This is a genomic window from Bacillus cereus group sp. BfR-BA-01492 (assembly GCF_022662815.1).
Classification (GTDB): domain Bacteria; phylum Bacillota; class Bacilli; order Bacillales; family Bacillaceae_G; genus Bacillus_A; species Bacillus_A cereus_BD.
Genome location: NZ_JAKUEH010000007.1, coordinates 77,190 through 92,085, shown reverse-complemented (window position 1 = coordinate 92,085; position 14,896 = coordinate 77,190). Strand labels below are relative to the sequence as shown.

Genomic DNA, 14,896 nt, shown 5'->3' with positions numbered 1-14,896 from the left:
TTCTGTTTCCTATTTCGTTTATAATATAAAGTAAGAATGCAGTAAGGAAGGAGGGTGTCGGTATGGTATATTTAAACGACAAACTCAGCGAAACAAAAGTGTTTAAAGACCCAGTACATAAATATGTACACGTGCGTGATCGCGTGATTTGGGATTTAATCGGAACGAAGGAATTTCAACGTTTGCGCCGTATTAAGCAGCTTGGAACGACATTTTTTACATTTCATGGTGCGGAACATAGTCGCTTTACTCATTCATTAGGTGTATATGAGATTATTCGTCGTATGATTGATGATGTATTTGATGGCAGACCAAATTGGAATGCAGAAGATAGATTATTATGCTTATGTGCTGCGCTCTTGCATGATGTTGGCCACGGACCATTTTCGCATTCGTTTGAAAAGGTGTTTTCACTTGATCATGAGCAATTTACACAAAAAATTATTGTTGGCGATACTGAGGTGAATGAAGTTTTACGCCGTGTAGATCGTGAATTTCCGCAGAAGGTAGCGGACGTGATTGCGAAAACATCTCATAATAAATTGGCAATTAGTATGATTTCAAGTCAAATCGATGCGGATCGTATGGATTACTTGTTGCGAGATGCCTATTTCACGGGTGTAAAGTATGGGAATTTCGATATGGAGCGTATATTGCGTGTAATGCGTCCATATGGTGACCAAGTTGTTATTAAGAGCAGTGGTATGCATGCTGTTGAGCATTACATTATGAGTCGTTACCAAATGTATTGGCAAGTGTATTTTCATCCTGTAACGCGCAGCGCTGAAGTCATTTTAACGAAGATTTTACACCGTGCGAAAACATTGCACGAACAGTATTATACATTTAAGTATCATCCAGTACATTTCTATTCTTTATTTGAAGAAGAAGTAACAGTAGAAGATTACTTAAAACTAGATGAAAATGTGATGTATTACTACTTCCAGGTATGGCAAGAGGAAGAGGATCCGATACTTAGTGATTTATGTCGCCGTTTTATGAACCGAAATCTTTTTAAATATGTAGAATTTACTGAGAAACACGGTTTAGATAATTGGATGGAGTTAAGCAGTTTATTTAAAAAGATTGGTCTAGATCCAGAATATTACTTAGTTGTTGATTCAACGTCAGATTTACCATATGACTTTTACCGAGCGGGAGAGGAAGAGGAACGTCTTCCGATTTTACTTCGTATGCCAAATGGAGAACTTCGGGAACTTTCGCGTGAATCAGATATCGTTGAGGCTATTACTGGTAAGAAAAGAACGGATCAAAAGTTATTTTATCCACATGACTTAATCTATGAAGATGGACGAAAAGGAAAATATAAAGAGAAAATTATCCAGCTATTAGAAGGGAAAAAATAAGAAGCAGCTATCAGACTGCTTCTTACTTAAAAAGATTGAAATTATTTGTCGCTTAAGCGTTTTCCACCAACTGCGTAATGGTTTTTAGACATTTCTTCAATGAAAACAACGATGTTTTCTTCTGGAGCACCAGTTGTTTCGCTTACTGCTGCAGTTACTTTTTCAGCAAGAGCTTTCTTTTGTTCCTCCGTGCGTCCTTCTAGCATTTTCACTGTTACGTATGGCATGTATAATCGCTCCTTTATGTAAGTTACAATCTTATTATAACGGATTTTAAGAGAGAACAATCGCAAAAAAACAAATATTTTCTTTTTTGACATAATGAAGAGGAGATGAAGTATGGATCAGTTATTTAGGTATCCGTTGCACCAAATTCCACTAGTAGCAATGGCTATTATTATCGCTTTATCTGTGCATGAATTTGCACATGCATATATTGCATATAAGTTTGGGGATGACACAGCAAAAAGACAGGGACGTTTAACGTTGTCCCCAATGTCTCATTTAGACCCAATTGGTATGATTGCTGTACTTATTTTAGGTTTTGGTTGGGCACGTCCTGTACCTGTTAACCCATATAATTTTAAAAGGCCACGTCTTGCTGGCATTTTAGTATCTATTGCAGGGCCGATTAGTAACTTTCTTTTGGCGGCAATCGGTTTAATCATTTGGTATGGTCTATTAAGGATTGGTGTTTTAACTGCAATTCCATTTGCAGTAGCAGATACATTAGGACAATTTTTTGAAATTTTTATTGTTCTTAATGTTGTTTTGCTTGTCTTTAATTTATTACCAATTCCGCCACTTGATGGATATCGTGTTATGGAAGATTTAGCGCCAGCAAATGTTCGCGCTAAAATGACGCAGTATGAAAAATATGGAGCAATTGCGTTATTAATTCTTGTAATTACACCGCTTGATCGCTATACGATTCAACCTATTTTTAGCGTAGTTATTCCGCAAGTATTAGGGTTTTTAGAAAGTATCATCGCGCCTATCTTTGGGCTTATATAATATGTGAGCGAGGAGGAATTGTCTATGACAGAGAAAAAGAAAAAAATCGGTTTTAATATTGTAAAGAACGATTCAACAGATGGACATGGTGGTTTTGGTGTGGGCGCGCTTAGCCTAGAAAACATCTCACCTGTTATTGTAGATGTAACAGAACAAACAGCCTTTGTTGATATCGGAGCGATGCATGCGCGCAGTGCTGTAGAAAAGGGAATTAAATTTTTAATAAATAAAGAAGAAGTTCCAAACGGAAAACCGTATTGGCTCGTTTGGGTAACGATTGAAAGAACGGAAAAAGGTGCGTATTATGCCGGCGTCACAGCCTGTGAAATGACAGTTGACCGCGAAATACGCCGCGGCTACAAATCGCTTCCTGAACATGTAAATAAAATGGATAAATCATTGAAGCGTCACATCATCGTTGATCATATGGATGAAGCGTCTAAAAAAGTATTGGGAAGATTCCTAAAAGAGCATAATGAAGCAATTTGGAATGAATCGAGCGCAGAATTACGTCATGCATTATTAGGCGAATAAAATCGTTGGTGTATAACATCTTTAAACCAATTGAAGATAAGAAAGGGAAAGGCTACTAGAAGTACTTTGAAATGTACCCCGAATTGTGGACACTCAAAAAAATGGCTCCGGTACAATACCGGAACCATTTTTTAAGTGTTTAATTTTTAAAGGTCTTTTTATGAAACTGTCCATTTTATAGGGTGTAGTTCAATTTTCTAGTAGGCTTTTATTTCGTTTACCATGGGATGTATTTCTTCCACCAGCTATCCTTTTTCTTCTCTTTACTAGTTTTCTCAAAGTCCTCTTTATCATCAACATGGTCCATACAATATTCAGTTGGCTCCGTCCCTTTTGTGAAATACATTTTTACAGAGGTAGGGCATCCTTTTGTCGCGATTTTTCCATTTTCAGGATTGATATTTAAAGCGATAACATCACTTGGTTGCTTCAACTTTTTCTTCGGCTGACCATCTAATCCTTTTTCCATTGTATCTGCCCAGATTCTTTTCGCATAGCCTTGTTCAGCTGGGTTGGAAATCGGTTTTGGTTGGTCATATCCGACCCAAACTCCTGTGACAAGTTGTGGTGTGAAACCAATCATCCAACTATCTGTTTCGGTTGAACCTGATTTTCCGGCATATGTTCGTGACAGTTTTGGAAGAAGGGATTGTCCTGTTACAGCAGCATAACTGCTTAAGTTTTTGTTAAACATTCCAGTCATCATCTCTTCCATAACAAATGCTTTATTTTTATCAAGAACTTGCTTACTTTCTAAGTGTGCATCATATAAAATATTTCCCTCGTGGTCAACAACGCGGCGAATAAAGGCTGGTTTCACCTGTTTTCCGCCATTAGCAAACATACTATAGGCATTTACCATTTCAATTGGTTTTACAGGAGATGTACCGAGAGCGAGAGAAGGAACATCTTGCAATGAACTTGTAATACCAAATTGTTTCGCTGTTTTTATGAGAGTTTCAGTCCTTAAAAATAAGTTTGTTTTGACAGCATATACATTATCCGATACGGCAAGGGCTTGTGCCATCGTTACAAAGTCATCTGCATAATATCCTTTATAATTTTTCGGTTGATACTTCGAAACACCGTCTCCTAAAGTAAATACGGTATATTCACTTTTTAACCGAGTAGCAGGTGTAAAGCCTTTCTCTAGTGCTGCGTAATATAAAAATGGTTTAAAGGTTGACCCCGGCTGACGAGCAGCTTGGATGGCCCGGTTAAATTGGCTCTCCTTGTAATCTTTTCCTCCTACAAGAGCAGCTACTTCCCCTGTTTTCGGATTCATGGAAACAAGGGCGGTTTGGATATCTGTTGTCTTTGGAATATGGTCCTTCACAGCTTGTTCTGCAATGCTTTGTAGCTTTGGATCTAATGTTGTATAAATACGAAGACCACCGCGTTGTAATGTTTGTTCATCTAATCCAACGTCGTGAAGAAGAGCAGCTTGTACGGCATCTTGGAAGTACGGTGCTATTTCTGTTACTTCTTTTGTATCTAATGAAGAAAGTGCTAGCTTTTCTTTTTTTGCTGCTTCAGCTTGTTGTTTTGTAATATACCCTTGCTCGACCATTTCATTTAAAATAAGCGATTGTCTTTGTTTAGCACGTTCTTTTTTTAAGTAAGGTGAATAAAGGCTTGGTCCTTTTGGAATTCCAGCAAGCATACTCGCTTCTGCCAATGTTAAATCTTTTGCTGTTTTATTGAAATATAGCTGGGCAGCTGCTTCGATTCCGTAAGCGCCATGTCCATAGTAAATGGTATTTAAATAGCCCTCTAAAATACGATCCTTACTATAATTGACTTCAAGGCGGATTGTATACAGTGCCTCTAATAGCTTTCTTTTCCATGTTTTATCATGGTCTAAGTAAAGATTACGAGCGTATTGTTGTGTAATCGTACTAGCCCCTTGTACTTTAGCCATCGCCTTTATATCAGCAATGATTGCTCCAATGATTCGCTTCGTATCGAAACCATGATGATTATAGAATCTTTGATCCTCAATCGAAAGCGTCGCCTCTTTTACATAAGGAGAAATCTGTTCAAGCGAAATATTATAGCGCTTTTGCATCTTATTGCTCTGTCCCATAACTGTATCGTCATTCGCATAAAAAATACTCGTTTGCGGAACCAAAGTGGGGGGTGGTCCCATTATTTTTGCAACGATAATAATGATAAAAAAGGAACAAACGAAAAAAAGAACAGATGAAAAAACTATGGTGAAGAAAAGACGTTTATATTTTTGTAGTTTTGAATCGATAGTTTGATCCATCTTCTTCATCCCCTCGTCATATACTTTTACTAGTATTGAGGGTTTTATTGTATTTTAAACACAAAAAAGAGCCCTTTCCGTTAAGAAAGGAGCTCAAGAGCACGCGTAGGCCAGTCCGTAATGATGACATCCACTCCGTAATCTATCATGGTTTGCAAGTCTTTCTCTTCGTTAATTGTATAAGGGCGGAAGATAAATCCTTGTTTCTGCGCCATTTGTACGAATTCTTTTGTTAACAGTTTAAAGTTAGGGTGTAGCCCAGTCGCTTTTCTTTTTCTTGCTTCCCCAACTGGATCTAACATTGGTTCATCATATAACAGGGCTCTCGGAATTTCAGATGCTATTTCAGCTAATAATGAAATAGAATCATGATGAAAGGATGAGAATATAATTTTGTTTGATAGATGGTACTCTCGTACAAGGTCGACAACTTTTTGTTCAATATTCGGATAGTGGATCACATCTGTTTTAAGTTCAATATTTAGCTGCAGTTTTGTTGTAGAGAGCCAAATGAGTACTTCGCGCAAAGTAGGAATCTTTGCTTCATGAAAAGAAGGGCGCTTATGACTTCCAGCATCTAAACTTTGTAGTTCCGCTACTGTTTGTTCAGAAACGAATCCCGCACCATTTGTTGTACGATCAACAGTTTCGTCATGAATGACAACAAGTTCACCATCTTTTGATAGGTGGACATCAAGCTCGATACCGTCAGCACCAATGCGTTCGGCTTCTTGGAAAGCAATCATCGTATTCTCTGGATGGCTACCTTTCGCTCCGCGGTGTGCAAAAATAAGTGGTTTCTTCATTTCAAAATCTCCTTATGAGTTCCTTTTCTCCATTATGAAACTGATATAGAAAAAACACAATTCATATGACAAATATTTACAAAAATATAATAGTTGCACAAAAGTTAACGTTAACGTAAAATGTAATGATGTAATGAGAGGAGGGATACATATGTATAAAATCGATGAAGTAACGAAGCAAGTCGGTTTAACAAAACGTACACTTCGTTATTATGAGGAAATCGGTTTAATTCATCCGCCGGAACGCAGTGAAGGAAATATTCGTCTTTATACAGAGCGAGATATTGAACGAATTAAGAAGATTGTAGAAGCAAAAGAAGTATTAGGCATTACTCTGCAAGAAATGCAGCATTTTTTATCATTGAAAGAGCGAATGGAACAAAGAAAAAATAGTGATAATCCACTTGATCGAGCGATGATTCAAGAAATTAAAGATATGCTTGAAAGCCAAGTCCAAATATTAGATATAAAAATGAAACAAATGGAGCGAGTGAAAGCTGAATTAGAAAACAGCTTAGAGCGCGCGCGTAATTTCTTAGAGAAAACAAAAGGAGAGTAAATGAATATGGAGAGTAGACAGAAAATGGGAAGATTCATTACAGTATTGGCTACATTCTTAGCCTTCTCAGGTATTGGAGTTGTCGACCCTATTTTGCCAATTATAGCTGAGAAAATTGGTGCCACACATTGGCAAGTAGAGATGCTATTTACAGCGTATATTTTAACGATGGCAATTATGATGTTACCAGCGGGAATCTTTGCTTCTAGATTTGGAGATAAGAGAATGATGACAATTGGTCTTGCGATTGTAACTGTTTTTGCATTTACATGTGCTATATCACAAACAATCGCGCAATTATCTCTTTTCCGTGCTGGATGGGGACTAGGGAACGCGATGTTTTTTGCAACAGCAATGACATTATTGATTTCTCTAAGTAAAGAAGTTCATGAGGCAGTCGGTTTATATGAGGCAGCAATTGGTTTAGGTATGGCTGGCGGACCGTTATTAGGTGGTATATTAGGCGGGTATTCATGGCGTTATCCATTTTTTGCAACGAGCCTGTTAATTTTCTTAGCATTTATTTTAGTATTCTTTTTTGTAAAAGAGCCGGAGCGAAAAGTGAAGCGTAAGGCAGCTGGTGTAGGAGAATTACTTAACTTGGTGAAGTATAAACCATTTATGCAAGGTGCGATTTCAGGTATGTTATATTACTATGGTTTCTTCGTTGTGCTAGCGTATTCACCACTCATTATGCATTTATCAGCAATCCAACTTGGATTTGTATTTTGCGGATGGGGTCTAGCATTAGCGTATGGTTCTGCGATATTAGCTCATAAATTAGAAGGGAAATATGAACCGAAGGCATTGCTACGCTTCAGCTTATTTGTATTTGCAATCTTATTAATTGCATTATTCTTTGTTCAAATCATGTGGTTACAAATTGTTTTCATTATCTTATCTGGATTAGCATCTGGATTAAATAACGCTCTATACACAAGCTATGTGATGGATATTTCACCTTATGAAAGATCGATTACATCGGGTGTGTATAACTTTGTACGCTGGTTAGGCGGAGCAATTGCTCCTATTTTATCGGGAATTATTGGTCATGCAATTTCACCACAGAGTCCGTTTTTAGTAGGTGGAATCGTTGTCTTAGTTGGATGTGTTATGATTTTCATTCCTGTTCGTCGATCAGCAGAAATAGAGACAAAGGCCCTTTCTTAAGAAAGGGTTTTCTTTATGTCGATAATCGACTTAAATATATTTTTAGTCTTTTTACACTTTTAACTATACTTTTCCGATGTTTTGTTTTATTTTTGTTAGGGGACATTAATGATGTCCCCATTATAAATTTGCAATGAAAGGCGTGATTGTACGATGGAACTATGGTTCACTGAGAAACAAACAAAACATTTTGGAATTACGGCGCGTATTAACCGCACATTACATACGGAGCAAACAGAATTTCAAAAGCTTGATATGGTAGAAACAGAAGAATTCGGAAACATGCTGATTTTAGATGGCATGGTAATGACAACAGAAAAAGATGAGTTTGTCTATCATGAAATGGTAGCGCATGTTCCTTTATTTACACATCCAAACCCTGAGAACGTATTAGTTGTTGGTGGTGGCGATGGTGGTGTCATTCGCGAAGTACTAAAACACCCAAGTGTGAAGAAAGCAACACTTGTTGAAATCGATGGGAAAGTAATCGAGTATTCTAAAAAATATTTACCATCTATTGCAGGCGCATTAGATCATGAACGTGTGGAAGTAAAAGTAGGAGACGGTTTCCTACATATCGCAGAAAGTGAAAATGAATACGATGTAATTATGGTTGACTCTACAGAGCCAGTAGGACCAGCAGTTAACTTATTTACAAAAGGATTCTACGCTGGAATCTCTAAAGCGTTAAAAGAAGATGGGATTTTCGTTGCACAAACGGACAACCCTTGGTTTACACCAGAATTAATTACAAATGTAGTGAAAGATGTAAAAGAAATTTTCCCAATTACTCGTTTGTATACAGCAAACATTCCAACGTACCCAAGTGGACTTTGGACATTTACAATTGGATCTAAAAAATATGATCCACTAGAAGTAAGTGAAGACCGTTTCCATGATATCGAAACGAAATATTATACAAAAGAACTTCATAAAGCAGCATTTGCTTTACCGAAGTTTGTTGGAGATTTAATTAAGTAAAGGCGGGGAACGGCTAGAAGGAACAATTCCTTTTAGCCGCCGCTAAAGCATAAATAACTCATTTAAGGTGTTTGTCTATAAGGCTTGAACATGCTAGTTATGTATGCTTTAGAAAATAAAAAAGTCTTCTTATATAGATAAGAAGGTTAAGAGTGATCGAGAAAGAGGAGTACAGCACTCCAAATTTGAGAAATAATGAAAGGTTGGGATACCTTAGGTTCCACATAAGGAGGAAAAGAATATGCGTTTTGATGAAGCTTATTCAGGTAAAGTATTTATTAAAAGTCATCCAAGTTTTGAAGAAGCAGAAGCTGTTATTTACGGGATGCCAATGGATTGGACTGTAAGTTATCGTCCAGGTTCTCGCTTCGGCCCTGCACGTATTCGTGAAGTATCAATTGGACTAGAAGAATATAGTCCATATTTAGATCGTGAACTAGAAGAAGTAAAATATTTTGATGCTGGTGATATTCCATTACCATTTGGAAATCCACAGCGCAGTATAGACATGATTGAAGAATATGTAACAAAACTATTAGATGCCGGTAAGTTTCCACTAGGTCTTGGTGGTGAGCACCTAGTGTCTTGGCCAGTTTTTAAGGCAATGGCAAAAAAATATCCAGACTTAGCAATCATTCATATGGATGCTCATACTGACTTACGTGAGTCCTATGAAGGGGAGCCTTTATCCCATGCTACGCCAATTCGCAAAGTGTGTGATTTAATTGGTCCGGAAAACGTATATTCTTTCGGAATTCGTTCTGGTATGAAAGAAGAATTTGAATGGGTAAAAGAAGTGGGCATGAACTTATATAAATTTGAAGTGTTAGAGCCATTAAAAAAAGTATTGCCAAAACTTGCAGGACGCCCAGTCTATGTCACAATCGACATCGACGTATTAGATCCAGCACATGCACCTGGCACCGGAACATTAGAAGCTGGCGGTATCACATCTAAAGAATTATTAGATTCCATCGTAGCAATTGCAAATTCAGATATAAAAGTAGTTGGAGCCGATCTAGTCGAAGTAGCCCCAGTCTACGATCATAGTGACCAAACCCCAATCGCAGCAAGCAAATTCGTGCGGGAAATGCTACTTGGTTGGGTAAAATAAAAGCGGAGCCGACCACGAATTACGATATCGGTGATTCGATACACAATATCGACCGCTCTTCAAATTTCAACAACGATTATAAGTCATATGAAAAAAGGAGCGAGTTTCACGCAGGGAACTCGCTCTTTCTTTTATGCGACTTTTTCTTTTGAAGAAATTCCGCGGACTTCATCAGCGGTACGGATCGGGTATTTGCGGAAGACAAGCGTTCCGATATAACCGATAATTGTGGTAACAATCCCACATAATATAGCGGCGATTGTAACTTTTATTGCATCGTTAAATCCGAAAAGAACAAGAAGTCCTGGAATTGGTGATGCGGTACCAGGTGCATTATTTACAAGTTGAAATAAAGATGTGATAATACCAGCTAACGCACCGCCGACAAAGTTTGTCGTATAGATTGGAATCGGATTGGCAGCGACAACATCAGCTTGTGTCAATGGTTCAATAGCGACAGCAATCGTATCTTTTTTGGAACTAATCTTTAAACGTTTAAAGAAAATAAAGTTCAGTGGAGCTGAAGCTGCTACGGCAAGACTCCCAATCGCCATTGGTAAGCCTGTTAACTGAAGCATAGCAGTTAAAGCCATGGAGCTTAATGGAGATGTAGAGATAACTGTGATGAGCCCACCAAGCATAACGCCCATAATAATTGGGCTTTCTGTAGTTGCAATCGAAATAATAGAACCGATTTTCCCAAGTGTTGCATTTACAACAGGGTCTATAAACATAGCCATACCGCGTGATAGTGGTGCTGCAATAAATAAAATTGCTAAAAATTCCGCGCCAGCTGGTAACCTTTTTTCAAGGAATTTTACAATAAAGGCGCAAACATATCCGGCGAAAAATCCAGGTAAAATACCGAATCCGCTAGTAGCAATACCGATTAACACAGCATATACAGGAGATACACCAATTGCTAATGCGACTAAAATGGCCGATGCAACACCACTCATACCGCCAGATGCTTTTCCTACGGCAAATAAAAATTCGCTATGAAACATTTCGCCACCAATATAACGATGAAATGCTTCAATTAGAAAGCTGGCAATTGCGGCATTTGCTAAAGCTCCCATCGCTTTCATTCCGTAAGGAGCGCGGTAGCTAAAAAGTGTAAATAGAGAAAGTACAACAAGTAATAGTGCTAAACCTTGTAAGATAGCCATTTAAAAACTGTCTCCTTTGATTTTTGTTATAAAAATTTGTATTATTCAATAATAATACAAAAAAGGATGAAACGGAAAAATTTTTTATTAGGAAAATACTGCAAAGTGAGTCAACCTTACGATAATGTAAGGGAAGTGTAATGCATTTCAATAGAGTATAGTATACCCTTTTCCGTATAATACAGGTATAAGAAATTCAGACAGGAGGCGCATCTATGAAGCTGGCAATGAAAGTGATAGCAGTTTTCGCTATTATTTTAGGTGGAACAGCATATTATTTACAAACAAAAACAGAAGGCGTTGATGCCTTTGTAGACAACTTCTTTTCAAATAAAGAAATACAAGATTATTATGCGGTTATCAATAAAGGTGAGAAAAAAGATGGTGAGTATTTATATACATTTAAAGGATATACGGAAGATGGAAAACAACAAATGATTAAAAAGATGGTGAACCGTCAATTACAGGAAGGGACCTTTATAAAGATTTACGCAAAAGGTATACAAGGAAAAGGTTGGGCGGAAGTACCGAAAGAATCGATTCCACTAAAAGCGTTGCAAAAGATAGAAAAATCATAAAGGAGCGAAGGGGTTCGCTCCTTTATTAATGCGTTAAAATTGTAATCGACGAACTTGTTTTATGCGAAATCATTTTTACCCGCCCACCAATCGGAAAAGTAAAAATAGGAGTTGTATGTCCAAAGTTAGCGTTAGCAATGACAGGAATATGTGTGAGTTCAGGATTTGAATCAATCATTTCTCGAATGTCCTCTATAGTAGACTTTGCTCCTTTTTGCATTCTTCCTAATATAATGCCTTTTATATGTTCAAATTCAGGCTGCTGGATGAGAGAGTGTAAATAGCGATCGAAAGTTTGAATGGTAGATTTACCTGTTAAATCATCTTCTTCAAGGAACAAAATTTTATCACGTAAGCTTGGCATATATGGTGTGCCTTGCAATAAATTAAAAGTGCTCATATTTCCGCCAACAATCTCGCCAGTACTTTCCCCTTCATGTATGGAAATATATCCTTCGTTACTCATAAATTCTCGCTGTTCTTGGTCGATATACCATAGGTCATCACTCCAAGTTTTAGAAGGGATTATTTCTATCGCATCTTTAGTAGTAAGACACTTTAAAAAGTAATCTATCGTATAGTCGAGCCCGTGTTTCATTCCAAATGATGAAAAATGTGGGCCTGAATATGTAACTAAACCTGTTTTTTTATAAATTGCATTACTTAAAGCGGTAATATCAGAGTAACCGCAAAGAATTTTCGGGTTTTCACGAATGAGATTATAATCGAGATATTTCAATAAGCCATTAGAGTTATATCCCCCAAGTGTCGTTAAAATGGCTTTTACATTCGGATCAGAGAATGCTTCATGGATGTCTTGAACTCTTGAAGAAATAGAGGAGGAAGCGAATCGATCTATCTCTTCAGCATGTTTCGAGAATGTAACTTGAAAGCCCATATTTGTTAATCTTTCAATTGCGAGATTACGATTGTAATGAGAAACGATACTTAAACTACATGAAGGTGAAATGACTCGGATTTCATCACCTTGCTTTAATTTTTGTGAAAACATGTTTATCGCTCCTTAAATGATAGAATATTTAGATTTAATGGTTATTTTAACATATAAAGGAAACAAAGAATGAATTATTTTACGAAAAGGAGTTTTCCTGATTTTTCAGCAGACAGATATGGGTTTTTTTTGATATGATAGGAAAAGTGATTTATTTTAATATCTATAATAATGTTGAAAGGTGTGCAAGACGTGGAAAAACAACTTGCAGGCTTGCCGGTGAATGTTCATTTCGTCACAGAAATCCGTGAAGGGGCACGTAAGGAAACCGTTGCTTTTCAGGCAAATGGTCAATACTATGTAAAAGGTGAAAGTACATATGTAACATTCCAGGAGCCAAATGAACAAGGCGAAGTGAAGACGATAATTAAAATTCAAGATGGACAAGTGCTCATTATGAGGTCAGGTGTCGTTTCAATGCGTCAAACGCATGTAAAGGGTGAATGGACAACTGGTACATATAAGAGTGAACTTGGCACGTTTGCATTGCAAACAAAAACGGATAATGTTCTTTTTAAATGGTCGGATGAAAAGAAAAAAGGACAGCTCTTTTTAGCGTACGCATTGCTTCTAAGTGAACAAGAAGCTGGCAGATATACAATTACGATTAATTTAAAGGAGGCAAAATAATGAACTCTTTAGAACAAGTAAAAGAATTGATTAAAGAAGAAATTAAGGCTGCTGTATTAAAAGCAGAATTAGCAACAGAAGAACAAATTCCAAATGTTATATTGGAAACTCCAAAGGATAAAACACACGGTGACTTCTCTACAAATATGGCAATGCAGTTAGCGCGCGTTGCGAAAAAAGCTCCTCGTATGATTGCAGAAGAGTTAATTACAAACTTTGATAAAGCAAAAGCCTCTATTGAAAAAATTGAAATCGCTGGGCCTGGTTTTATTAACTTCCATATGGATAACAGTTATTTAACAGATTTAATTCCAACGATTGTAAAAGCTGGTGAAGCTTACGGTGAAACAAACACGGGTAAAGGGGAAAAAATTCAAATTGAATTCGTATCTGCAAATCCAACAGGAGATCTTCACTTAGGACATGCGCGCGGCGCAGCAGTCGGCGACACGTTATGTAACGTATTAGCAAAAGCAGGATACGACGTATCTCGTGAGTACTATATTAACGATGCAGGTAACCAAATTCACAACCTAGCTCTTTCTGTTGAAGCACGCTATATGCAAGCATTAGGCTTAGAGAAAGAAATGCCAGAAGATGGATATCACGGTGCTGATATTATTGCAATCGGAAAACGTTTAGCTGAAGAATTTGGCGATCGCTATGTAAAGGCTGATGAAAAAGAAAGCTATGAATTCTACCGTCAATACGGATTAAAATATGAATTAGCAAAACTTCAAAAAGACTTAGATAGCTTCCGTGTGAAGTTTGATGTATGGTTCTCTGAGACATCATTATACAAAAACGGTAAAATTGACGCAGCACTTGCTGTATTAAAAGAGCGCAATGAAATCTTTGAAGAAGATGGGGCAACTTGGTTCCGCTCAACAGCTTACGGCGATGACAAAGACCGTGTATTAATTAAAAAAGATGGTTCTTACACATATTTAACACCAGATATCGCTTATCACCGCGATAAATTAGAGCGCGGATTTGATAAACTAATCAACATTTGGGGTGCGGATCATCATGGTTACATTCCTCGCATGAAAGCTGCAATTCAAGCGCTTGGCTATGAGAAAGAAACACTTGAAGTAGAAATTATTCAAATGGTACAACTATACCAAAATGGTGAAAAAGTGAAGATGAGTAAGCGTACGGGTAAAGCCGTTACACTTCGTGAACTTATGGAAGAAGTAGGCGTGGACGCAATGCGTTACTTCTTTGCAATGCGCAGCGGTGATTCTCACTTAGACTTTGATATGGATTTAGCTGTATCAAAATCAAATGAAAACCCGGTATACTATGCACAATATGCTCACGCGCGCGTATGCAGCATCCTTCGTCAAGGAGAAGAGCTTGGATTACATGTAGGTGGAGATGTAAACTATAAACTGATTGCTTCTGAGAAAGAAATTGACTTACTGAAAAAACTTGGTGAATTCCCAGCAGCAGTTGCAGAAGCAGCACAAAAACGTCTACCGCATCGTATTACAAGCTATGCATTTGAATTAGCAGCAGCCCTTCATAGCTTCTACAATGCAGAAAAAGTATTAAATCAAGATAACTTAGAATTAAGTAAAGCTCGTTATGAATTAATGAAAGCAGTGCGCATTACACTTCAAAATGCATTAGCATTAGTAGGAGTATCAGCACCAGAAAAAATGTAATAAAGAAGAATGAAAAAGGCAAT

General features: G+C 37.4%; 15 protein-coding genes. 10 read left to right on the top strand and 5 right to left on the bottom strand.

The window, feature by feature from the left end; genetic code table 11:
* Positions 1–62 precede the first annotated feature (62 nt).
* Entirely contained in the window at positions 63–1,367 is a 1,305-nt protein-coding gene (locus MR063_RS11000; RefSeq protein WP_242197604.1) for an HD domain-containing protein, read from the top strand.
* A 41-nt stretch (positions 1,368–1,408) separates the two neighbouring features.
* Here MR063_RS11000 and MR063_RS10995 read toward each other — a convergent pair whose 3' ends face one another.
* Complete coding sequence (locus tag MR063_RS10995; RefSeq protein WP_001147171.1) at positions 1,409–1,594, bottom strand: 2-hydroxymuconate tautomerase; 186 nt, start codon at positions 1,592–1,594, stop codon at positions 1,409–1,411.
* Between the two features lie 112 nt (positions 1,595–1,706).
* Between MR063_RS10995 and MR063_RS10990 the strand changes: the two genes are divergently transcribed.
* Together MR063_RS10990 and MR063_RS10985 are read left to right on the top strand one after the other, a co-directional pair.
* Positions 1,707–2,381: a site-2 protease family protein gene (locus tag MR063_RS10990; protein WP_242197601.1), complete on the top strand. Its 675-nt coding sequence runs from the start codon at positions 1,707–1,709 to the stop codon at positions 2,379–2,381.
* A 24-nt stretch (positions 2,382–2,405) separates the two neighbouring features.
* Positions 2,406–2,915, top strand: coding sequence for a YwhD family protein (locus MR063_RS10985; protein ID WP_242197598.1), 510 nt, complete (start codon positions 2,406–2,408; stop codon positions 2,913–2,915).
* Positions 2,916–3,132: 217 nt separating this feature from the next.
* On the opposite strand, the gene MR063_RS10980 is transcribed toward MR063_RS10985, so the two are convergent.
* Both MR063_RS10980 and MR063_RS10975 read right to left on the bottom strand, forming a co-directional pair.
* Positions 3,133–5,184: a transglycosylase domain-containing protein gene (locus tag MR063_RS10980; RefSeq protein ID WP_242197595.1), complete on the bottom strand. Its 2,052-nt coding sequence runs from the start codon at positions 5,182–5,184 to the stop codon at positions 3,133–3,135.
* An 80-nt stretch (positions 5,185–5,264) separates the two neighbouring features.
* A complete protein-coding gene (locus MR063_RS10975; protein WP_242197592.1) occupies positions 5,265–5,990 on the bottom strand; it encodes a glycerophosphodiester phosphodiesterase in 726 nt (241 codons plus the stop codon).
* A gap of 151 nt (positions 5,991–6,141) precedes the next feature.
* On the opposite strand from MR063_RS10975, the gene MR063_RS10970 reads away from it, so the two are divergent.
* The 4 genes from MR063_RS10970 to speB all read left to right on the top strand — a co-directional run bounded on the left by MR063_RS10970 (position 6,142) and on the right by speB (position 9,814).
* Entirely contained in the window at positions 6,142–6,549 is a 408-nt protein-coding gene (locus MR063_RS10970; RefSeq protein WP_242197589.1) for a MerR family transcriptional regulator, read from the top strand.
* A gap of 6 nt (positions 6,550–6,555) precedes the next feature.
* Positions 6,556–7,719 (top strand): MFS transporter, encoded by a 1,164-nt coding sequence (locus tag MR063_RS10965; protein ID WP_242197586.1) that lies wholly within the window; start codon positions 6,556–6,558, stop codon positions 7,717–7,719.
* A gap of 153 nt (positions 7,720–7,872) precedes the next feature.
* Positions 7,873–8,700, top strand: coding sequence for a spermidine synthase (speE, locus tag MR063_RS10960; RefSeq protein WP_087099523.1), 828 nt, complete (start codon positions 7,873–7,875; stop codon positions 8,698–8,700).
* Positions 8,701–8,941: 241 nt separating this feature from the next.
* Positions 8,942–9,814: an agmatinase gene (gene speB, locus MR063_RS10955; RefSeq protein WP_012096328.1), complete on the top strand. Its 873-nt coding sequence runs from the start codon at positions 8,942–8,944 to the stop codon at positions 9,812–9,814.
* 131 nt (positions 9,815–9,945) lie between these two features.
* Here the strand turns inward: speB and MR063_RS10950 are convergent, their stop codons facing one another.
* Complete coding sequence (locus MR063_RS10950; protein ID WP_242197583.1) at positions 9,946–10,983, bottom strand: PTS sugar transporter subunit IIC; 1,038 nt, start codon at positions 10,981–10,983, stop codon at positions 9,946–9,948.
* Positions 10,984–11,198: 215 nt separating this feature from the next.
* On the opposite strand from MR063_RS10950, the gene MR063_RS10945 reads away from it, so the two are divergent.
* Positions 11,199–11,561, top strand: coding sequence for a YxeA family protein (locus MR063_RS10945; RefSeq protein ID WP_242197581.1), 363 nt, complete (start codon positions 11,199–11,201; stop codon positions 11,559–11,561).
* Between the two features lie 25 nt (positions 11,562–11,586).
* Here the strand turns inward: MR063_RS10945 and MR063_RS10940 are convergent, their stop codons facing one another.
* Positions 11,587–12,573 (bottom strand): S66 family peptidase, encoded by a 987-nt coding sequence (locus MR063_RS10940; RefSeq protein ID WP_242197578.1) that lies wholly within the window; start codon positions 12,571–12,573, stop codon positions 11,587–11,589.
* Between the two features lie 192 nt (positions 12,574–12,765).
* On the opposite strand from MR063_RS10940, the gene MR063_RS10935 reads away from it, so the two are divergent.
* Complete coding sequence (locus MR063_RS10935) at positions 12,766–13,203, top strand: YwiB family protein (protein WP_242145160.1); 438 nt, start codon at positions 12,766–12,768, stop codon at positions 13,201–13,203.
* Complete coding sequence (gene argS, locus MR063_RS10930) at positions 13,203–14,873, top strand: arginine--tRNA ligase (protein ID WP_242197575.1); 1,671 nt, start codon at positions 13,203–13,205, stop codon at positions 14,871–14,873. The genes MR063_RS10935 and argS overlap by 1 nt, the downstream gene beginning before the upstream one ends.
* The last annotated feature ends 23 nt before the right edge of the window (positions 14,874–14,896 follow it).